The organism is Bradyrhizobium sp. USDA 4454 (assembly GCF_054822705.1).
Genome location: NZ_JBTRCN010000001.1, coordinates 8,547,888 through 8,568,854, shown reverse-complemented (window position 1 = coordinate 8,568,854; position 20,967 = coordinate 8,547,888). Strand labels below are relative to the sequence as shown.

Sequence of the window (20,967 nt, the reverse complement as noted above, 5' to 3'; positions counted from 1 at the left end):
CGCTATTGTCGCAGGCGCCATTGGTGCTCGGCGACACCGACGGAAAATTCTACCGCAAATATCTGCGCGGGCTGGCGCGCGAAATCCGCTATCTGCGCCATGCGACGCTCGACAATGACGGCGTGCCGCGGCTGCAGGTACTGATCGCGCTGTGCTACGCCTCGCTCTGCCTCGCCAACCAGGCCCGCAACATCAAGTCGGCCACGCGCAGGTTGTCCGACGAATTGCAGCGGCAGATCCTGCCCGATGGCGGCCACATCTCGCGCAATCCCGGCGCGCTGGTCGAGCTGCTCAGCGATCTCCTGCCGTTGCGGCAGACCTTTGCCGCGCGGAACATCGCGCCGCCCCCGGCGCTGCTCAACGCGATCGATCGCATGATGCCGATGCTGCGCTTCTTCCGGCACGGCGACGGCAGCTTCGCGCTGTTCAACGGCATGTCGACCGCGCCGTCCGATCTGGTCGCGACGCTGCTCGCCTATGACGACACCCGCGGCGTGCCGATGGCGAGCATGCCGCACACCGGCTTCCAGCGACTCGATGCCGGCAACACCACCTTGATCATCGACACCGGCCCGCCGCCGCCGGCGAGCGTCAGCCAGGACGCGCATGCCGGCTGCCTGTCGTTCGAGCTGTCCTCCGGGGCGAGCCGCATCGTCGTCAACTGCGGCATGCCCAGCACCGGCCGCGACAATTGGCGACCGTTCGCGCGCTCCACCGCGGCGCATTCGACCCTGACTTATCACGACACCTCGTCATGCCAGTTCGTCGAGCTGTCGGCGATGAAGCGGCTGCTGCGCGGCGCGCCGATCACCAGCGGCCCGAGCAATGTCGAGAACTACCGCGAAGCCGTTCCCGGCGGCGATGTGCTGACCGCCTCGCATGACGGCTATCTCTCGCGCTTCGGCGTGATCCACCGCCGCGTGCTGATGATCTCGCGGGACGGCACAAGGCTCGAGGGCGAGGACCAGCTGACGCCGGCGCCGGGCGGCCGCATCAAGGGCAGCGAGGCCGATTTCGCGCTGCGCTTCCACTTGCACCCCTCGGTGAAGGCGAGCCGGCTGTCGGATGCCCGCGGCGTGATGCTGGTGCTGCCCAACCGCGACGTCTGGACCTTCGAGGCGATGGACGACAAGGTCGACCTCGAGGACAGCGTGTTCCTGGCCGGCAATGACGGCCCGCGCCGCACCTCCCAGATCGTGATCCGGCAAGACGCCAGGCAGGCCGGCACCATCCGCTGGAGCTTCGTGCGCTCCTCTACCTCGGCCTCCGCCACCAACGCCCGCCGCAACGCTCGCCGCGAGCCGGAACTACCGCTGTAGGGATTGTCGTATCGGCCCGACTTCGGCCGGCGCGCCCATCTCAGTCCCGTCACCCTGAGGAGGCCGCATGGCGGCCGTCTCGAAGGGTCGACGGCCACCAGCCGGGCCGTGCATCCTTCGAGGCTCGCTCCGCTCGCACCTCAGGATGACGGGATAGATTCCCGGGAATCCGGCTCGGAGACCGGTTTCGTGCGGCCCCAAACCATGCTACCCGGCTGCCTCAACAGCCAGGGAATTTCCGATATGACCGAGCAGCTTCGCCGCGTGACCCGCGCTCTGTTGTCCGTTTCCGACAAGACCGGACTGATCGACTTCGCCAAGGCGTTGTCCGACCAGGGCGTCGAGCTGGTGTCGACCGGCGGCACCGCCAAGGCGATCGCCGCGGCCGGGCTCAAGGTCAAGGACGTCTCCGAGCTCACCGGTTTTCCGGAGATGATGGACGGCCGGGTCAAGACGCTGCATCCGAAGGTGCATGGCGGCCTGCTCGCGATCCGCGACAACAAGGACCACGCCGCGGCGATGGCCGCGCACGGCATCGCGCCGATCGACCTTCTGGTCGTCAATCTCTATCCGTTCGAGGCCACCGTCGACAAAGGCGCCGGCTTCGAGGACTGCATCGAGAACATCGACATCGGCGGCCCCGCGATGATCCGCGCCGCGGCCAAGAACCATGACGACGTCGCCGTGGTGGTCGAGGCGAACGATTACCAGGCCGTGCTCGACGAGCTCGCCGCGCACAAGGGCGCGACCTCGCTTGGCCTGCGCCGGCGGCTCGCCGCCAAGGCCTATGCGCGCACCGCAGCCTATGACGCCGCGATCTCGAACTGGTTTGCCGTGCAGCTCGACACCAAGGCGCCGGACTTCCGCGCCTTCGGCGGCAAACTGATCCAGTCGCTGCGCTATGGCGAGAACCCGCACCAGACCGCGGCATTCTACGCCACGCCGGAGAAGCGGCCGGGCGTTGCCACCGCACGCCAGCTGCAGGGCAAGGAACTGTCCTACAACAACATCAACGACACCGACGCGGCCTATGAATGCGTCGGTGAGTTCGACCCGCAGCGCACCGCGGCGTGCGTGATCGTGAAACACGCCAATCCCTGCGGCGTCGCCGAAGGCCCCGATCTCGCCACCGCCTATGCCCGAGCGCTGGCCTGCGACTCCACCTCGGCCTATGGCGGCATCATCGCGGTCAACCGCACGCTCGATGCGGACGCGGCGCGCGCGATCATCGGCATCTTCACCGAGGTGATCATCGCGCCCGACGCGACCGAAGAGGCGATTGCGATCATCGCCGGCCGGCGCAATCTGCGGCTCTTGCTCGCCGGCGGTCTGCCGAACGCGCGCGCGACAGGTCTCACCGCCAAGACCGTTGCCGGCGGTCTCCTGGTGCAGAGCCGCGACAACGCCGTGATCGAGGACATGAACCTGAAGGTCGCGACCAAACGCGCGCCGACCGACGCCGAGCTGCGCGATCTCAAATTCGCCTTCCGGGTGGCAAAACACGTCAAGTCGAACACCATCATCTACGCCAAGGATCTCGCCACCGTCGGAATCGGCGCCGGCCAGATGAGCCGGGTCGATTCCGCACGCATCGCGGCGCGCAAGGCGCTGGATGCGGCGGCCGAGCTGAAGCTCGCCGAGCCGCTGACCAAGGGTTCGGTGGTCGCCTCGGACGCGTTCTTTCCGTTCGCCGACGGCATGCTGGCCTGCATCGAGGCCGGCGCCACCGCGGTGATCCAGCCCGGCGGCTCGATGCGCGACGACGAGGTGATCAAGGCCGCCGACGAGCACGGCATCGCCATGGTGTTCACCGGCGTGCGGCATTTCCGGCATTGATCAAACCGGTAGCCCGGATGGAGCGCAGCGAAATCCGGGGCGGTCTTTCAGCGGATCAAAGACCCCGGATTGCGCTTCGCTCCATCCGGGCTACGAAGCCGTACGCACCCTCGCCAATAGCCCCAGCCCCGCCACGAAAAATGCCACCAGCACCGCCATGCCGGCCTTCTGGCTCGCGGTCGCAGCGGTGATCGCGCCGATCAGCAGCGGGCCGATGAACGACGTCACCTTCCCGGTCAACGCGAACAAGCCAAAATACTGCGCGATGCGATCCTTCGGCGCGAGGCGGATCAACAGTGAGCGCGAGGCCGCCTGCAGCGGCGCGCCGGTGGCGCCGATCAGGCAGCCGAGCACGATATAGGCGCGCTCGGCGGCGCCCGCGAATAGCGGCCCGCCGGGCATCGGCGGCGCGACCGGGATGAACAGGATGGAGTCCTTGTTCACGGTGAGGATCACGATGATCGCAGACAGCAGGATCACGAGGCTGCCGGTGATCACGCGCTTCGGCCCGAACCGATCGTCGAGCTTGCCGCCGATCCAGCCACCGAACGTCCCGGCCACCGCCAGGATGATGCCAAAGGTGCCGATCCGGATCGTGTCCCAGCCGAACGTGCCGGCGGCATAGATGCCGCCGAACGCGAACAGCGAGACCAGCCCGTCGGTGTAGATCATGTTGGCCAGCAGGAATCGCGCCAGCGATCTCTGCTTCGGCAGGCTCGCAAATGATTCCCTGAGCTCGCGCAGGCCTTCGCCGAGCGCCTCGCGCATCGGGCGCTTCGCCGGATAGTCCGGCGTGAACAGGAACATCGGCGTCACGAAGATGATGAACCACAATCCGGTCAACGGCCCGGTGATGCGATCGCCCTCATGCGTGAGGGGATCGAGACCGAACAGCGGCGTGAAGCCGAACAGCGTCTTGCCGGTCTCGGCATTGGCGGCGAGGAAGCCGAGCACCAGCACGAGGCTCAGGATGCCGCCGACATAGCCGGTGGCCCAGCCGGTGCCTGACAGGCGCCCGATCCGGTCGGGCGGCACCAAGGTCGGCATCATCGCATTGTTGAACACGGTCGCAAATTCGACGCCGACGCTCGCGATCGCATAGGCGAGCAGCAACATCGGGATGATGTCGGGATTGCCCGGCGTGCCGATCCACATCGCGCTCGATCCGATCACGAGCAGCGCGCCGAAGACCGCGATCCACGGCTTGCGCCGGCCGCTGGCATCGGCGATCGCACCCAGCACCGGCGACAGCAACGCGATCGCAAGTCCGGCCGCCGCAGTGGCAAAGCCCCACAGCGCCTGCCCGCTCGCGGCATCGGGCGCAACGAAGCTCGCGAAATAGGGCGCGAACACGAAGGTCGTGATCAGCGTGAAATAGGGCTGCGCGGCCCAGTCGAAGAAGATCCAGCTGACGACGGCGGCGCGGCCCGGATAGATCTTGGTGGTGGACTTCGTAGCACCGGCGCCCGTCTGTAATGTTGCCGTCATCGCGCAAGATATTCCCCAACTCGAACCACAGGCAGGCTTTTGCCGCTTCAATCCGCTCCCATATAGCATGAGCCGGTTTGACTGATACGGCGATGGACAGGGCAGGACATTTCGATGGCGCTGACAGCAATGATGTCGCGGCGGCTGTTTGCCGCTCTCCTGGTGGCCGGCATCGCGACATCAGCCCTCGGTCAGGTGCAGCGCCACGCCTACGAGCCGTCAGCCAGTGACGCAGCTCGCAGCATTCGCGCCGAACACGGCATGGTGGTGGGGCAGGAGAAACTCGCGGCGCGGGTTGGCGCCGACATCCTGCGACAAGGCGGCAATGCGGTCGACGCCGCGGTCGCCACCGGGTTTGCGATGGCGGTGACCTATCCACGCGCCGGCAATATCGGCGGCGGCGGCTTCATGGTGATCCATCTCGCCGCGCGCAACGAAGACGTCGCGATCGACTATCGCGAGACCGCGCCGCAAGCTGCAACCCGCGACATGTTCCTCAACGCCGAAGGTAAGCCCGATCCCGATAAGTCGCGCAACTCCGCGCTCGCGATCGGCGTGCCCGGCACGGTCGCAGGCCTTGCGCTGGCGCTGGAGAAATACGGCTCCGGCAAGTTCACGCTGGCGCAGATCGTCAAGCCGGCGATCGATCTGGCGCGCGGCGGCTTCGTCGTCACCGACGACACATCGGACACGCTGAACGACATGTATCGTCGCATGTCGCGCTGGCCGAATTCGGCCAGGGCGTTCTCGCACGCCGACGGCACGCCGCTGCGCGAGGGTGACCGCCTGATCCAGGGCGATCTCGCCGGCGTCTTGACCGCGATTGCCGAACAGGGCCCGCGCGGCTTCTACGAAGGTGCCGTCGCCGAGAAGCTCGTCAGCGGCATCAAGAATGCCGGCGGCATCTTTACGCTCGAGGACCTGAAGTCCTACCAGCCTATCGTCCGCACGCCGGTCCGCGGCACCTATCGCGGCTACGACGTCGTCTCGATGCCGCAGCCCTCCTCCGGCGGCATCGTGCTGCTGGAAACCCTCAACATCCTCGAAGGCTTTCCGATGTCCGACATGAAGCAGGGCTCGGCGGCCTCGCTTCATGTGATGATCGAGGCGATGAAGCGGGCCTATGCCGATCGCGCCCGCTATCTCGGCGATCCCGCCTTTGTCGACGCACCGACGCAATTGCTGGTCGACAAGCACTATGCCGCCAGGCAGCGCGCGACCATCGACCTTGCTCGCGCCACGCCCTGGACCGATGTGCGCAACGCCAAGCAACCGCACGAAGGCGACAACACCACGCATTATTCGGTGGTCGATGCCGGCGGCAACGCCGTCAGCAATACCTATACGCTGAACTTCCCCTATGGCGTCGGCCTCGTCGCCGACGGCACCGGCGTGCTGCTCAACAACGAGCTCGACGATTTCACCGCCGCCCCCGGCGCCTCCAACGCGTTCGGGCTGGTCGGCTTCGAGGCCAATCTGCCGGGCCCTGGCAAGCGCCCGCTGTCGTCGATGTCGCCGACCATCGTGCTGAAGGACGACAAGCCGGTGCTGGTGACGGGATCGCCGGGCGGCAGCCGCATCATCTCCGCGGTGACGCAGATCATCGTCGATGTGATCGACTACAGGATGGACATCGCGGCCGCGGTCGCGGCACCCCGTATGCATCATCAATGGCTGCCCGACGAGGTCCGGATCGAGCGCGGCTTTCCCGATGAGGTGCTGACCGAGCTGCGCGCCAAGGGCCACAAGACGGTCGAGCCGCTCGGCTACTCCTCCGCGAACTCGATCGTGGTCACGACCAGCGGTCTGCTCGGCGCGCCCGATCCGCGCACGCGCGGCTCGGAGGCCGCGGGGTACTGAAGGCAGAAATGTAGGGTGGGCAAAGCGCCAGCGTGCCCACCACCGCGAGCGCGACATTCGTCGGTGGGCACGGCGCAATGCGCCTTTGCCCACCCTACGGCATCGCGCTAAGTTGCTGTCTCCGCAAGCTGGCCTCAACTTGAGAAGCCGGCAACAAAATCGTCCAAGGGAACGCGCATGAGCACAGCCGAATCCAAATCGATGGAAGTCGCAGAGATCGAGGACACCAGCCTCCTCGCCTTCTATCGCGACATGAATTTGCAGGAGCGGCGCACGTTCTGGGCCTGCGCCTCGGGCTGGACGCTCGACGGCATGGATTTCATGATCTATCCGCTCGTCATCGGCACCATCATCACGCTTTGGAAGGTCGACGCCGGCACCGCCGGGCTCGCGGGCACGGTGACGCTGTTGGCCTCGGCGGTCGGCGGCTGGCTCGGCGGCTATCTCTCCGACCGGATCGGGCGGGTAAAGACGCTGCAGCTCACCATCATCTGGTTCTCGTTCTTCTCGCTGGTCTGCGCATTGGTGCAGAATTTCGAGCAGCTCCTGATCGCCCGCGCGCTGCTGGGCCTGGGCTTCGGCGGCGAATGGGCGGCCGGCGCGGTGCTGATCGGCGAGGCGATCCGGCCGCAATATCGCGGCCGCGCGGTCGGCTCGGTGCAGTCGGGCTGGGCGATCGGCTGGGGCCTTGCGGTGCTGGCGCAGGCCATCCTGTTCTCGGTGTTGCCTGCGGAAATCGCATGGCGGTGGATGTTCGTGATCGGCGCGCTGCCGGCGCTACTGGTGTTCTATCTGCGCCGCTATGTCACCGAACCCGAGATCTCGGCCGCGACCAGGGCGCAGGCGCAGGCCTCCGGCAGCGGCCCTGCCGCCCTGTGGGAAATCTTCCAGGGACCGATCCTGAAGACCACGCTGCTGGCCTCGCTGGTCGGCACCGGCATGCAGGGCGGCTATTACGCGATCACCTTCTGGGTGCCGCGCTTCCTCACCACCGAGCGCAAGCTCTCCGTGGTCGGTTCGACCGGCTATCTCGCGACCCTGATCATCGGCTCGTTCATCGGCTATCTCGTCGGCGCCTGGCTCGCCGACCGGATCGGCCGGCGCAATCTGTTCCTGATCTTCTCGATCGGCGCCATCGCGGTGGTGCTGCTCTACACCCAGCTGCCGCTCTCCAACGAGGTGCTGTGGGTGCTTGGCTTCCCGCTCGGCTTCTTCGCCTCGGGCTATTTCTCCGGCATGGGCGCGTTCCTGACCGAGCTGTATCCGACCCGGCTGCGCGGCTCCGGCCAGGGTTTTTGCTACAATTTCGGCCGCGGCATCGGCGCGCTGTTCCCGTTCCTGGTCGGCGCGCTCTCGACCACGACGACGCTCGCCAATGCGATCGCGATCTTCGCGGTCGCGGCCTACGGCGTGTTCTTCATCGCCGCCTACGCGCTGCCGGAAACGCGCGGGCGTGTGTTGCATGCGGATGGGTAGACGATGAGGTAGCGCAATGAAGGTGCGGCTTGCTCCGTCCCTACCCCTTGCGGGGGAGGGAGCCCTGATAGTGTGCGTCCCTAACTGGAGGCCATTCTCATGACATCGCTCAAAGGCAAGACGCTGTTCATCTCGGGTGCAAGCCGCGGCATTGGGCTCGCGATCGCGCTACGCGCCGCGCGTGACGGCGCCAATGTAGCGATCGCGGCGAAGACTGCGGAGCCGCATCCGAAGCTGAAGGGCACGATCTACACTGCAGCCGACGAGGTCCGCGCCGCCGGCGGCAAGGCGCTGCCGGTGATTTGCGACATCCGAGATGAGGCGCAGGTGATGGCGGCGATCGAGCAGACCGTCGCGGAGTTCGGCGGCATCGACATCTGCGTCAACAATGCCAGCGCGATCAGCCTGACCAATTCGCAGGCGACCGACATGAAGCGCTATGACCTGATGATGGGGATCAACACCCGCGGCACCTTCATGGTGTCGAAATATTGCATCCCGCATCTGAAGAAGGCGGAGAATCCGCACATCCTGATGCTGTCGCCGCCGCTCGACATGAAGGCGAAATGGTTCGAGCACTCGACCGCCTACACGATGGCGAAGTTCGGCATGAGCATGTGCGTGCTGGGGCTCGCCGGCGAACTGAAATCGGCCGGCGTCGCCGTCAACGCGCTGTGGCCACGGACCACGATCGCGACCGCCGCGGTCGGCAATCTGCTCGGCGGCGATGCCATGATGCGGGCGAGCCGCACGCCCGAGATCATGGGCGATGCCGCCTATGCGATCATCACGCGGCCGTCGCGCGAGTTCAGCGGGCATTTCTGCATCGACGACAAGGTGCTCTATGCCAACGGCGTGCGCGATTTCGAGCGCTATCGCGTCGATCCCTCGGTGCCGCTGATGTCGGATTTCTTCGTGCCCGACGACGACGTGCCGCCGCCCGGGGTCACCGTGCAGGCGCTGCCCGCGCGCTAAGCTACACCGCGGACGCGTTCAATTGCATCCGCCAGTGCGCCACGCGTTCTTTGAGCAGCGCATCGCGCACATAGCCGAGCTCCTCGTCCTCGATCCGCTCCAGCGTGTCGAGGATGAGATTGTCCGCGCCATGCGCCGTCCAGGCGCATTGCAGGTCGGCATTACGATGACTGCCCATCCGCAGCGTGAACCAGATCCGGTTCTGGATCTTGTCGAGATCGAGTGCCTGTCCGACCCAGACCGCGCCGGTCGCACGGCAGCGGATCGCGAACACGCCGGCTGCGCTCGCGCGCTTTTTGTAGTCGGTGATGGCCTGCTTGCGGTGCTCGGTCTTCATGGCCGGCTCCTGTCGGTTCGACGCTATTTATACCCGGGCATTATTGACATCGCAATAACACCCGGATATAAATAGCGATACCGAAACCCGAGGCCGCCGGCTATGACTGCGAACCTACCGGCCGACCTGGTACGGCCCGCCCTTCTCCAGCGCCCGCGCATAGGCCGGGCGGGCGTGGATGCGCTCGAGGAACGCGACGCACCGGGGATGGCCGTCCTCGAGCCCGCCGCGCGCGGCGGCAGCCTCAAGCGGAAAGCTCATCTGGATGTCGGCGCCGGAGAACTCGTGGCCTGCGAACCACTCGCTCTTTCCGAGCTCGTCTTCCCAATAGGCCATGTGCTGCTTGAGCTGCGGATTGACCAGCGTAGACAGCGCCGTGTTGGAGACCTTGCGCACCAAGGGCCGCAGCAGCGCCGGCGCGCGCTTCGGCATCAGCGTGAACAAGAGCTTGAGGAGCAGCGGCGTCATCGCCGAGCCCTCGGCATAGTGCAGCCAATAGGTGTAGCGCAGCCGCTCCGGCGTATCGGCCGGCGGGATCAGGCGGCCCTTGCCGTAGGTCGCGATGATGTATTCGAGGATCGCGCCGGACTCCGCGATGGTGTTGCCGTTGTCGGTGACGACAGGCGACTTGCCGAGCGGATGGATCGCGCGCAGCTCCTTCGGCGCCCGCATGTCCGGCTGCCGCTGGTAGCGCACGATCTCGTAGGGCACGCCCAATTCCTCCAGCAGCCACAACACGCGCTGCGAGCGGGAATTGTTGAGGTGATGAACCGTCAGCATGGGCGTCCTCTCGGGTGTCAGCGCAATTGGGCGGCGCTTGGTGCCAGCCTGACACAAGAAAGTCGAGATGAATGCACCCGGATGACCCCGAATTACCCGGGCAATATGTCGCGTAACCAAAGAGATCGGCTATGAACCCAGCCTACGTCGCCTTCGAAAATGAGCGCTGCATCGCGGCCGGCGACCTCAGCGACGTTGCCCGCGCCGCCAAGCAGTTACTCGACCGGCGCAAGGACGCCGCAATCCTGGTGTTCAACGGCCGCACCTCGGCGCTGGTCGACATCGACTACCGCGGCTCGGTCGACGATGTGCTGGCCCGGCTGCCGAAGGCCGCACCGCCGACCGATGAGCAGCCACCGGAGCCCGCCGCGCCGCGCGGCCCTGGACGTCCAAAGCTCGGCGTCGTGGCGCGCGAGATCACGCTGCTGCCGCGGCACTGGGACTGGCTCGCGCAGCAGAAGGGCGGCGCCTCGGTTGCGATCCGCAAATTGATCGACGAGGCACGGCGCTCGAGCGGCGACAAGGACCGCACTCGCGCGGCGCAGGATGCCGCCTATCGCTTCATGACCACGATGGCCGGCAACCGGCCGAACTACGAGGACGCGATCCGCGCCCTGTTCGCGCATGACCGGCGCCGCTTTGCGACGCTGATCGCGGACTGGCCGGCCGACATCCGCGATCACGCGATCAGGCTCGCCTATAGCGATCAAGCGGATTAGCGCTCGATGAACCTTCGTCGACGAGCAACCACGAGCGAGCTGCGCTCCCTCTCCCGCTTGTGGAGGAGGGCCGGGCTGGGGTCTCGCCGCTTAGAGATTCTTTCCAATGGAGAGAGCCCCCACCCGGATCGCTTCTGTCGATGCGATCCGACCTCCCCCGCAAGCGGGAGAGGTGCAGCGAGTGTGCCGCCTGATCTAGGACGCCCCAGCCAGGTGCCTAGCCAATCTCTGGAAGTTCAACGTGTCCAAACCTCCCTGCGCAAAGCCTTCCTGTCGTTCCTGGCGCCGATGCTGCTCAGCAATGTGCTGCAATCGCTGTTCGGCACCATCAACGGCATCTATCTCGGTCAGATGATCGGCGTCGACGCGCTCGCGGCGGCGTCGGTGTTCTTCCCGGTGATGTTCTTCTTCATCGCCTTCGTGATCGGGTTGAGCGCCGGCGCCTCGGTCATGATCGGTCAAGCCTGGGGCGCCGGCGAGCCCGACCGGGTGAAGGCCGTCGCCGGCACCACCATGACCGTGACGCTGCTGCTGGCGCTGGCGATCGCGATATCAGGCGGCCTGTTCACTCGTCCGCTGCTGATCGCGCTCGCAACGCCGCCTGACGTGCTCGATGCCGCGGTGTCCTATGCGCGGATCATGATGATCGCGATGCCGGTGACATTCGGATTCCTGCTGCTCACCGCCATGATGCGCGGCGTCGGCGACACCGTGACGCCGCTGGTGGCGCTGACGGTCTCGACCGTCGTCGGCCTCGTCGTCACGCCGGCATTGATCCACGGCTGGCTTGGCCTGCCCAGGCTCGGCGTCGCCAGCGCCGCCGTCGCCTCCGCGGTCTCGGGCGTGGTGACGCTGCTGTGGCTGCATGTCCATATGGTCAGGCACAAGCATCCGCTCGCCTTCGACACCGCGTTCCTGCGCGCGATGCGGCCGAACGGCGCGCTGCTGCGCATCGTGCTGCGGCTCGGCATTCCCACCGCGATCGGCATGGTGGTGGTCTCGCTCGCCGAGCTGGTGCTGCTCGGCCTCGTCAACGGCTTCGGCTCGGACGCCACCGCTGCCTATGGTGCGGTCAACCAGGTGATCGGTTATGTGCAGTTCCCGGCGATCTCGATCGCGATATCGGTGTCGATCTTCGGCGCGCAGGCGATTGGCCGCGGCGAGTCCGCCCGGGTCGGCTCGATCGTCAGGACCGGGATCGAGATGAATTTCGCACTGACCGGCGGACTTGTCGTGCTCGGCTATCTCTTTGCACGGCCGCTGATGGGCTTCTTCATCGTCGACGGCGCGGTGCTCGCGCTGGCGCAGCAGCTGCTGTACATCGTGCTGTGGAGCATGGTGCTGTTCGGCATGGCGACGGTGTTCTCGGGCGCGATGCGCGCCGGCGGCACGATGTGGATGCCGCTGTTCATCTCGATCCTGGCGATCGCGCTGGTCGAGGTGCCGGTCGCGATCCTGCTCAGCCGCACCATTGGCATCAGCGGCATCTGGATCGCCTATCCCGCCACCTTCGCAACCATGTTCGTGCTGCAGATGGCCTATTACGCCGTGGTATGGCGCAAGCAGACCATCAAGCGGCTGATTTGACATCGCGCGCCGCGGCTCACATGATGAGTATCATATTCTACGGATGGTGCCTGCCGCAGCAGGCCCATGCTACAACGAGCTCAAGCTAAACAAGCCGAGGGAGAGACCGCCGTGAGCCAAAATCCGCAATTCCTGTTCGATTTCGGCAGCCCCAACGCTTTCCTCAGCCATGAGGCGATCCCGGCGATCGAACAGCGCACCGGCGTCAAATTCGAGTATGTCCCGGTCCTGCTCGGCGGCATCTTCAAGGCCACCAACAACAAGTCGCCGGCCGAGACGCTGGCGGGGGTCAAGAACAAGCCCGAGTTCATGAAGATCGAGACCGAGCGCTTCCTCAAGCGCTTCAACGTCAAGCCCTACACCTGGAACCCGTTCTTCCCGGTCAATACGCTGAACCTGATGCGCGCGGCGGTCGCCGCCCAGTTCGAGGGCGTGTTCGAGACGTATGTCGAGGCCGCCTTCCATCACATGTGGGTCGAACCGAAGAAGATGGACGACCCGGAAGTGGCCGGAAAAGCACTCACGTCCTCCGGTCTCGATGCGGCAAAGCTGTTCGCCCGCGCGCAGGACGCCGACGTCAAGGGCAAGCTGCTCGAATACACCCAATCCGCCGTCGAGCGCGGCGCGTTCGGCTCGCCGACCTTCTTCGTCGGCAACGAGATCTTCTTCGGCAAGGAGCAGCTGCGCGAGGTCGAGGAACTGGTGTCGGGAAAGTGAGATGAGCGGACGATGAAGTTCGCGTAGCGAATGTCGCACTGACATCCATATCTATTCGCTACTCCAACCTGCTATTTCGCCCCTTCCCCGGGCAACAACAAAGAAGGACAAATTCCCATGCGCGTTCTCGTGGTCGGCGCCGGTGCGATCGGCGGCTATTTCGGCGGCCGGATGCTTCAGGCAGGCCGTGACGTCACTTTCCTGGTGCGCCCCCGCCGCGCGTCCGAGCTCGCCTCGGCCGGGCTCGTGATCAAGAGCCCGAACGGCGACGTCACGCTGAACAGTCCGCCGACCGTGCAGGCCGACAAGCTCTCGGACAAGTTCGACGTCGTGCTGTTGAGCTGCAAGGCGTTCGATCTCGACGACGCGATCAAGTCGTTTGCGCCAGCGGTCGGCGACAACACCGCAATCATCCCGCTGCTCAACGGCATGCTGCATCTCGATGCGCTCGACAAGAAATTCGGCGCCCATCATGTGCTCGGCGGCCTCTGCGCGATCGCGGCGACGCTGAACGAGAGGCGCGAGGTGGTGCAGCTGCAGCCGATGCAGTCGCTGGGCTTCGGCGAACGCGCCGGCGGCATCTCGGATCGGGTGCGCGCGATTGCCGAGACGTTCTCCGCAATCAACGGCGCCAACGCCAGCGAGCACGTGATGCAGGACATGTGGGAGAAATGGGTGTTCCTCGCCTCGCTCGCCGCCTCCACCAGCCTGATGCGAACTTCGGTCGGCAACATTCTGGCCGCGCCCGGCGGCCAGGAGTTCCTGCTCGGCATCCTCGACGAATGCAGCGCGATCGCCGCCGACGCCGGCCATGCGCCAGGCGGTCCGTTCTTCCAGCGCACCCGCGGGCTCTTGACCACCGAAGGCTCGCCGATGACCGCCTCGATGTTCCGCGACATCAAGGCGGGGCTGCCGGTCGAGGCCGACCACGTGATCGGCGACCTGATCGTGCGCGCCGACGCCGCCAAGATCCCGGTGCCGAAGCTGCGCACCGTGTACACGCATCTCAAGGCGTATGAGAAGCAGCGGGGATGAAACTATCTCCGTCGTCCCGGCGAAGGCCGGGACCCATACGCCGCGGCCCCTCTATTTAAGGCAGTGTGGGCTGGTGTCCGCTCAAGACAATTGAAGCCGGTGGTTATGGGTCCCGGCCTTCGCCGGGACGACACAGTCTTTGCGGCTACAAATGCGCCAGGTAATGCGCGAGCGCGGTGATCTCTTCGTCGCTCAACGGATAGGCCACGTCGGCCATCGCGGCTTGCGCACCGCCGGAGCGTTGCCCGGACTTGTAGTCGTGCAGCGCCTTGACGAGATATTCCTCGCGCTGGCCGGCGATGCGGGCGACCGCCTTCGTGCCCGCAAAGGTATCGCCGTGGCATGAGGCGCAGCGGCGGCCGGCGGCGGCCTGCTTGCCTTTCTCGGACAAGTCGGGATTGTCGTCCTTGCCGCCCTTGGGCGGCGTCAGCGAGGCGAAATAGGCGCCGAGATTGCGGATGTCCTCGTTGCTGAGCTGCTCGACGATCGGCTGCATCTGCTCGTTCTTGCGCGCGCCGGCGCGGAAGAACACCAGCTGCCATTGAATGTACTGGTCGAGCTGGCCGGCCAGCGAGGGAATGTTCTCAGTCTGCGAGATGCCATTGTCGCCATGGCAACCGGCGCACATCTCGGCCTTCTCCTTCACGGCGGCATTGTCCGCGGCCTGGGCAAACGAAGTCAGCGCGACCGCCGACGCGAACAGCATTCCAAGCGACACAACGCGCATTGCCGGTTTTCTCCGCATGTCATTGCCGCGCGCCTGTCCTCGACCTGATCGAGGATGCTCCGACAATCCATCTGGTTTGAAAGGGTTTCTTGTTTAGATGGCCGCCCGGATCAAGTCCGGGCATGACGAGTGGTTCCGCTATCTGATCGCAAGCGAGGCTGCGGCCGCCTCCCGGCTACCGCAGCCTCCTGAGCGTTCGATCGTTACTTCTTGCTGTAGCTGATGCGATAGATCGCGCCGGCCCAATCGTCGGCGACGAGGATGGAGCCATCCTTGTCGAGCAGGATATCGGCGGGACGACCGAGATAGCCCTGGTCACCCTCGATCCAGCCGTCGGCGAAAATCTCCTGCTTGGCGTTCTTGCCGTCCGGGCTCGCGGTGATCTTCACGATGCGGCCGCCCTGGTACTTGTGCCGGTTCCAGGAGCCGTGCTCGGCGATCAGGATCGCGTTCTTGTAATCGGCCGGGAATTGGCTGCCGGTATAGAACTTCATGCCGAGCGGAGCCACGTGCGCACCGAGATTGTAGACCGGCGGAGTGAACTCCGAGCACTTGTGACCCATCGCGAACTTGGTGTCGGGCAAATTGCCCTGGTGGCAATACGGATAGCCGAAATGCTCGCCGATCTTCGAGATCATGTTGAGCTTGTCGCTCGGCAGATCGTCGCTGATCCAGTCGCGGGCGTTTTCGGTGAACCAGTACTTGCCGGTGCGCGGATCGACGTCGCCGCCGACCGAGTTGCGCACGCCGAGCGCCCAGATCTCCGCATTGCCGGTCTTCGGATCGACGCGGCGAATCTGCGACACCGAGGTCGGCGGGATGCCGATGTTGAAGGGCGGTCCGAACGGAATGTAGAACCAGCCGTCCTTGTCGACGGCGATGTACTTCCAGCCATGCGCCGCATAGGACGGCATGTCGTCATACACCACCTTGCCTTGGCCGAGATTGTCGAGATTCGCTTCGGCATTGTCGTACTTGATCAGCTTGTCGACCGCGATGACGTAGAGCGCGCCGTCCTTGAACGCCAAGCCGGTCGGCATGTTGAGGCCCTTGAGGATGGTCTTGACCTCTTTCTTGCCGTTGTTGTCCTTGATCGCATAGACGTTGCCGAGGCCGAACGAGCCGACGAACAGCGTGCCCTTGTCGCCCCACGCCATCTGCCGCGCCGCGAGCACGTTCGAGGCATAGACCTCGATCTTGAATCCTGGCGGCAGCTTGATCTTCTTCATCATGCTGGCGAGTTCGGCGTCGGAGGCGCCGGTCGGCGGACCGGACGGCGGAGCAAGGCCCTTCTGCGCCTCGGTCTCGTCGCCGAGGAACCAGTCGTCCGGCGGATGGGTCCAGAATTCCTTGGTGCCCGATTCGTACTTCTTCAGCGCACGGTTCTTGTCTGTTTGTTGCTGCGCACTGGCGAAGGTCGTCCCCGCCAGCAGCGCCATCGCCGCGAACGCAAGTATTGATCGATTGAAAGCGGACTTCATCGCGTCACTCCCCTACGCAAGCCGTTGCAGCTTGCCTGTTATTGATTTTGAACGCCCTGAGAGATGATGGTGGCGGTCTGTGAGGTAGGTCAGACGGCAAAATGGTAGCACATCCACCGACGCTGAAAAGCGCATGCCGCGGTGTGCGCTGCGTCAAAACAAGGTGAGACGAAAATCGAGACGAGATTTTCCGGCGCGCCCTGCCTGATAAGCCTTGCCTGATAATGAGGCACTCAGCACAGCAGCGTAATAGTCGAATGAAGCTAGCGCTTGCAATCGCCGCTAGTGTCCCGAATCTGAAGTTCGCATCATTTGCCGCACCTTCGGAGCGAACTTCAGATTCGATAAGGACACTAGCAAACTTATGATTCTAGTGTGCTTTATGAATGCGAAGTTCGTGAAAGTGGCTGCCGCGAGATCGCGCGAACTTCGCATTCGGCACACTAGCGTGATGAAATGCGCGCCAGACCGAGCGCTTGCGCCTTGGTCTTCGACAGCGGCCTGAACAACACGCTGCGCCTTTGTCCGCTGGAGATCGCCGCGACCTTGAAGCCGTCATCGGCGGCGATGATGTCGCCGGTCCGCAGCGTCATGTCGTCCTCGATCGCAATCGGCGACAGGCCGGTGGATGCGCGTGCGCTGCACGCGCATTGCGGCGCGATCTCGCGCTGGAATCGGAATGCATTGGCGAGCTCCTTGTAGGTGTCGCCCGCTTCCGTTCTGGCGCTATCGATATCGGAGCCGGAATACAGCTTCACCTCGGCGGCGGGACAGGCCGCCTCGCATGTCCTGAGATCCATCGCCTCGTTGACGCGCGGCAGCGGGAAGAAGCGGCCGTCGCAGGTCCGGACGCAGAATTGTTGTCGACCGCCCCAGTGCGACCGCGTCGTGATGTAGACCCGCGGTCGCGGTCGTTCGGCGGGCTCGACGTCAGGTGCCGGCGCAAAGCCGGGCATGGCAGAAAAGCTGGGCGCGGGCGTATAGGCCGAATCGCTCGGCAACATCTGCGCCGAGGCCGGCGCGCCTATCCAATTGCCGGCGAGCACGGCCAGCGCTGCAACACATGCGCGCGCCGCGCGGCGATTCAACCCGGAATCTGGCGGCCAATTGATCGACATCATTCACTTGCGTGCCGCGTCGGCGGGCGAGCGGCAGCCATTTCGACGCCGACACAACCACAGGTTTCTTTCAGTTTTGAGAATGCGCGCTTTTTTTTCGGAGGAGCCCGAACGGGCAGCACCGGCCGCGGAGTCCTGACCTCAAGATCGCGCCTCGAGATCGCGGCAATGGCCGAGCAGCAAAAAAAAGCCCGCGCCAATGGGCGGGCCTTCATCAGACTGTCAGCTCGGTCAGCGAGATATTTTGGAGCGGGCGAAGGGGCTCGAACCCTCGACCCCGACCTTGGCAAGGTCGTGCTCTACCACTGAGCTACACCCGCATCCGAAATGGCGGCGATCGCTCGCCGGCAACGGCAGACCTATGCCAAAAGCCGTCTGTGAATGCAACACAAGAGCGCGGTCCGAAGCTCACGAAATCGTCCGGTTTCCTTAAAAATCGACCCTGAATCGGCCGAAACCGGCCGTGGCGACGATTTCTTTTTATGTTTTCGCCGGAACCGACCTCAAAGCCATCTCGCCCGGCGCGATTCGAGCCGGCCCTCGACCGGCCGGTCAGCGGCGCCAGCTCGCCCCGCCGGGTGGCGGCGTTCGATTTGGACCGGGTCGCGGGGCTCACCCGATCGCCGATGGAACGGGACGGGCGGCGATTGAATTTTGCCTTCCGACCGCCATTTAGCCTGACAGAACGGCTGAACGTGTCGGTCGGAGCGTGCTAGAACGCCTCGGATTTCCGACCTCAGAAGCAGGCGAGGACAAACGTGACGATAATGGAGCAGGGCGGTCCCACGCCCCAGGCAGCGCCCGATCTGATCAAGGAGACGACGACCCAGACCTTCGTCAAGGACGTCATCGAGGAATCGCGCCGCCAGCCGGTGATGATCGACTTCTGGGCGCCGTGGTGCGGGCCCTGCCGCCAGCTGACGCCGCTCCTGGAAAAGGCGGTCAAGAACGCCAAGGGCCGGGTCAAGCTGGTCAAGATGAACATCGACGAGCATCCGCAGATCCCGGGCCAGATGGGCATCCAGTCGATCCCGGCCGTGATCGCCTTCGTCAACGGCCAGCCCGCCGATGGCTTCATGGGCGCGGTGCCGGAGAGCCAGGTCAACGCCTTCATCGAGAAGATCACCAAGGGTGTGCCCGCCGCCGGCGAGCCCAACCTCACCGAGATCCTGGCCGAGGCCGAGGCCGTGCTGACCGAGGGCGACGCCGCCCAGGCGGCACAGATCTATGCCGAGGTGCTGGCGCACGACGCCACCAACATCGCCGCGCTCGCCGGCCTCGCCAAATGCTACATGACGACCGGTGCGGTCGAGCAGGCCAAGCAGACGCTCGCGATGGTTCCGGAAACCAAGCGCCACGACGCCGCGGTGAAGGCGGTGCAGGCGGCGATCGATCTCGCCGAACAGGCGCAGTCAGTCGGTCCGATCGCGGAGCTGGAACAGAAGGTCGCCGCAAACCCGCTCGATCATCAGGCCCGTTTCGATCTTGCGACCGCGCTCAATGCGATGAACAAGCGTGCTGAAGCGACCGAGCAACTGCTCGCCATCGTCAAGCGCGACCGCAAGTGGAACGACGACGGCGCACGCAAGCAGCTGGTGCAGTTCTTCGAGGCGTGGGGCGGCACCGACGAGGCAACCGTCGAGGGGCGCCGGCGGTTGTCGACGATCCTGTTCTCGTAAAGCACGCCCGTCACAGCAGCGGGACCGCAGATGCCGATCAATGCCGAATATCGCGGGCCCGGCGAGCTCCCGGAGATCATCCCGGTGTTCCCGCTGCCCGGTGCGCTGCTGTTGCCGCGCGGCCAGATGCCGCTCAACATCTTCGAGCCGCGCTATCTGGCGATGGTCGACGACGTGCTGCGCGACGGCCATCGCCTGATCGGCATGATCCAGCCCGATGTGACGCATTCGCAGAACGAGGCCAAGCCGGTGCTGTTCCGGATCGGCTGCGTCGGCCGCATCACCCAGCTCGCCGAATCCGGCGACGGCCGCTACATCCTCGAACTGACCGGCGTCGCGCGCTTCAAGGTGGTCGAGGAATTGAACGTGCAGACGCCGTACCGGCAGTGCAAGGTCGACTTTTTCTCGTTCACCGGCGACTTCACCGCACGCAAGGGCGAGGACGCGGTCGACCGCAAGGCGCTGCTCGAGGTGCTCGCCGATTTCCTCGAAGCCAACAATCTGAAGGTCGACTGGGAAGGCATCGAATCCGCGCCCAACGAGGCGCTGGTCAACGCACTGGCGATGATGTCGCCCTATGGTCCGGCCGAGAAGCAGGCGATGCTCGAAGCGCCCGACCTGAAGACCCGCGCCGAGATCCTGATCGCCGTCACCGAGATGGATCTCGCCAAGAAGCGCACCTCGGGCGACCCGCCGGTTCAATAGATCAAACGTATCTTGTTTGGATCGTTCGACCCGCGATCACCCACCTCTCCCCGTCGGGGAGAGGTCGATTTGCGCAGCAAATCGGGTGAGGGGCCGCGGCCCTCAAGGGAGAGCGCTAACCCTCACCCGGCGCTTCGCGCCGACCTCTCCCAAGGGAGAGGTGAACTTCCGTTGCTGCTTCAGCTTAAGAACGATTGCGAAGCTGCTTGCGTCCGGTGAACATCGCACGCACCAGGTTCTGACGCTGCAGCCATCCCACCACGATGACGCCGAGCACGTGCAGGCCAACAAGGATCATGACCGCATCCGAGGCATAGGCGTGGGTGTCCTCGACCCACCAGATGCCAAAGAAGGTCACGGTGACTTCCATTGCGCCTGTGATAGCGGATACCGCAAGCGTGAGCAGCAGCGCCACCAGCATCACGGTGCCCGCGGGATTGAGCCCGATATAGCGCCCGGTGACGCCGCGCCGGAGATTCCAGATGTAGCGCGGCGCGGCGCGCAGCCGGACCATAAGCTTGCCGAAGCGCGCATAGCGCGTGCCGGCAAAGCCCCAGACCAGGCGAAACGCCAGCAGGCCGATCACGGCATAGCCGGCCAGCCGGTGCAGCCGGTCATGGACGTTCGGCGTCACCCAGGCGACCAGGACGAGGATGGCGAGTGCCCAGTGCGAGAGCCGCAGCGGCAGGTCCCAGACCTGCACGTAAGTCGCGCCACGGGCGCCAGGCGCCGCCTCCGTCATCGCGCCAGCTTCACTTCGCGAATCACTTGGCTAACAATCACTTGGCGATCGTGTGCTTCAGGCTGAGATCCTCCGGGCTGTAGAACAGCTCGTAGAGCTTGCCTTCCTTGACGCCGTACACTTCGTAGCAAGAGCCCTCGACCTTCGTGCGGCGCACCTCGTATCCGGCCGCCTTGGCCTTGGCTTCGGCATCGGTTGCCGGCTTCCAGGACGCCTTGTCGAGCTTAGTGCAGGTCTTGTAGCCGTCGGCAAACGCCGCCGATCCGGTCACCCCAACAACGCCCCCAAGCACACACGCTGCCAGCGCAGCACTCAAAATCACTCTCACGCGCATCTCCCCTCCGTTGACGATGATGCCCACGACGCCATCGCGCAGGGCACATGCG

The 20,967-nt window shown here is 65.0% G+C and carries 19 protein-coding genes and 1 tRNA gene; 11 read left to right on the top strand and 9 right to left on the bottom strand.

All coding sequences use genetic code 11. From position 1 onward, the window contains the following. Both ACVIW0_RS39865 and purH read left to right on the top strand, forming a co-directional pair. A partial coding sequence (locus ACVIW0_RS39865) for a heparinase II/III family protein (RefSeq protein ID WP_461357203.1) occupies positions 1-1,319 on the top strand: 1,319 nt, incomplete at its 5' end. Positions 1,320-1,562: 243 nt separating this feature from the next. Then, positions 1,563-3,155 (top strand): bifunctional phosphoribosylaminoimidazolecarboxamide formyltransferase/IMP cyclohydrolase, encoded by a 1,593-nt coding sequence (gene purH, locus ACVIW0_RS39860; RefSeq protein WP_461357202.1) that lies wholly within the window; start codon positions 1,563-1,565, stop codon positions 3,153-3,155. Positions 3,156-3,245: 90 nt separating this feature from the next. Here purH and ACVIW0_RS39855 read toward each other — a convergent pair whose 3' ends face one another. Then, positions 3,246-4,643 carry an MFS transporter gene (locus ACVIW0_RS39855; protein ID WP_461357201.1) on the bottom strand — a complete coding sequence of 466 codons (1,398 nt, stop codon included), beginning with the start codon at positions 4,641-4,643 and terminating at the stop codon, positions 3,246-3,248. 114 nt (positions 4,644-4,757) lie between these two features. Here ACVIW0_RS39855 and ggt point away from each other — a divergent pair, with 114 nt between their 5' ends. From ggt to ACVIW0_RS39840, 3 genes are all read left to right on the top strand, one after another. After that, on the top strand, positions 4,758-6,503 hold the full coding sequence (ggt, locus tag ACVIW0_RS39850) for a gamma-glutamyltransferase (RefSeq protein WP_461357200.1): 1,746 nt from the start codon (positions 4,758-4,760) through the stop codon (positions 6,501-6,503). A 177-nt stretch (positions 6,504-6,680) separates the two neighbouring features. Then, positions 6,681-7,979: an MFS transporter gene (locus ACVIW0_RS39845; protein ID WP_461357199.1), complete on the top strand. Its 1,299-nt coding sequence runs from the start codon at positions 6,681-6,683 to the stop codon at positions 7,977-7,979. 99 nt (positions 7,980-8,078) lie between these two features. Beyond that, a complete protein-coding gene (locus ACVIW0_RS39840; RefSeq protein ID WP_461357198.1) occupies positions 8,079-8,954 on the top strand; it encodes an SDR family oxidoreductase in 876 nt (291 codons plus the stop codon). 1 nt (position 8,955) lies between these two features. On the opposite strand, the gene ACVIW0_RS39835 is transcribed toward ACVIW0_RS39840, so the two are convergent. Next, positions 8,956-9,291, bottom strand: a complete 336-nt coding sequence (locus tag ACVIW0_RS39835; RefSeq protein ID WP_461357197.1) for a GIY-YIG nuclease family protein — start codon at positions 9,289-9,291, stop codon at positions 8,956-8,958. 114 nt (positions 9,292-9,405) lie between these two features. Next, complete coding sequence (locus ACVIW0_RS39830) at positions 9,406-10,071, bottom strand: glutathione S-transferase family protein (RefSeq protein WP_461357196.1); 666 nt, start codon at positions 10,069-10,071, stop codon at positions 9,406-9,408. Positions 10,072-10,202: 131 nt separating this feature from the next. On the opposite strand from ACVIW0_RS39830, the gene ACVIW0_RS39825 reads away from it, so the two are divergent. The 4 genes from ACVIW0_RS39825 (at position 10,203) to panE (ending at position 14,129) form a co-directional block, all read left to right on the top strand. Beyond that, a complete protein-coding gene (locus ACVIW0_RS39825; RefSeq protein WP_461357195.1) occupies positions 10,203-10,790 on the top strand; it encodes a DUF2239 family protein in 588 nt (195 codons plus the stop codon). 288 nt (positions 10,791-11,078) lie between these two features. Continuing rightward, the gene (locus tag ACVIW0_RS39820; RefSeq protein WP_461357553.1) at positions 11,079-12,377 is read left to right on the top strand and encodes an MATE family efflux transporter; all 1,299 of its coding nucleotides are present in this window, start codon (positions 11,079-11,081) and stop codon (positions 12,375-12,377) included. A 66-nt stretch (positions 12,378-12,443) separates the two neighbouring features. Beyond that, positions 12,444-13,094, top strand: a complete 651-nt coding sequence (locus ACVIW0_RS39815; protein WP_461357194.1) for a DsbA family protein — start codon at positions 12,444-12,446, stop codon at positions 13,092-13,094. A 117-nt stretch (positions 13,095-13,211) separates the two neighbouring features. After that, the gene (gene panE / locus ACVIW0_RS39810; RefSeq protein ID WP_461357193.1) at positions 13,212-14,129 is read left to right on the top strand and encodes a 2-dehydropantoate 2-reductase; all 918 of its coding nucleotides are present in this window, start codon (positions 13,212-13,214) and stop codon (positions 14,127-14,129) included. A gap of 145 nt (positions 14,130-14,274) precedes the next feature. Here the strand turns inward: panE and ACVIW0_RS39805 are convergent, their stop codons facing one another. From ACVIW0_RS39805 to ACVIW0_RS39790, 4 genes are all read right to left on the bottom strand, one after another. Next, positions 14,275-14,874 carry a c-type cytochrome gene (locus tag ACVIW0_RS39805; protein ID WP_461357192.1) on the bottom strand — a complete coding sequence of 200 codons (600 nt, stop codon included), beginning with the start codon at positions 14,872-14,874 and terminating at the stop codon, positions 14,275-14,277. 185 nt (positions 14,875-15,059) lie between these two features. Beyond that, positions 15,060-16,337 carry a PQQ-dependent sugar dehydrogenase gene (locus tag ACVIW0_RS39800; RefSeq protein WP_461357191.1) on the bottom strand — a complete coding sequence of 426 codons (1,278 nt, stop codon included), beginning with the start codon at positions 16,335-16,337 and terminating at the stop codon, positions 15,060-15,062. A 443-nt stretch (positions 16,338-16,780) separates the two neighbouring features. Further along, positions 16,781-17,458 (bottom strand): DUF2865 domain-containing protein, encoded by a 678-nt coding sequence (locus ACVIW0_RS39795; protein WP_461357190.1) that lies wholly within the window; start codon positions 17,456-17,458, stop codon positions 16,781-16,783. Positions 17,459-17,700: 242 nt separating this feature from the next. After that, a tRNA-Gly gene (locus ACVIW0_RS39790) sits at positions 17,701-17,775 on the bottom strand. A 438-nt stretch (positions 17,776-18,213) separates the two neighbouring features. On the opposite strand from ACVIW0_RS39790, the gene trxA reads away from it, so the two are divergent. Beyond that, complete coding sequence (gene trxA, locus ACVIW0_RS39785) at positions 18,214-19,134, top strand: thioredoxin (protein WP_461357189.1); 921 nt, start codon at positions 18,214-18,216, stop codon at positions 19,132-19,134. Positions 19,135-19,164: 30 nt separating this feature from the next. Then, positions 19,165-19,839, top strand: coding sequence for an LON peptidase substrate-binding domain-containing protein (locus tag ACVIW0_RS39780; protein ID WP_461357188.1), 675 nt, complete (start codon positions 19,165-19,167; stop codon positions 19,837-19,839). A 184-nt stretch (positions 19,840-20,023) separates the two neighbouring features. On the opposite strand, the gene ACVIW0_RS39775 is transcribed toward ACVIW0_RS39780, so the two are convergent. Together ACVIW0_RS39775 and ACVIW0_RS39770 are read right to left on the bottom strand one after the other, a co-directional pair. Beyond that, complete coding sequence (locus tag ACVIW0_RS39775; protein WP_461357187.1) at positions 20,024-20,581, bottom strand: cytochrome b/b6 domain-containing protein; 558 nt, start codon at positions 20,579-20,581, stop codon at positions 20,024-20,026. 37 nt (positions 20,582-20,618) lie between these two features. After that, entirely contained in the window at positions 20,619-20,909 is a 291-nt protein-coding gene (locus tag ACVIW0_RS39770; protein ID WP_461357186.1) for a PepSY domain-containing protein, read from the bottom strand. Positions 20,910-20,967 lie beyond the last annotated feature (58 nt).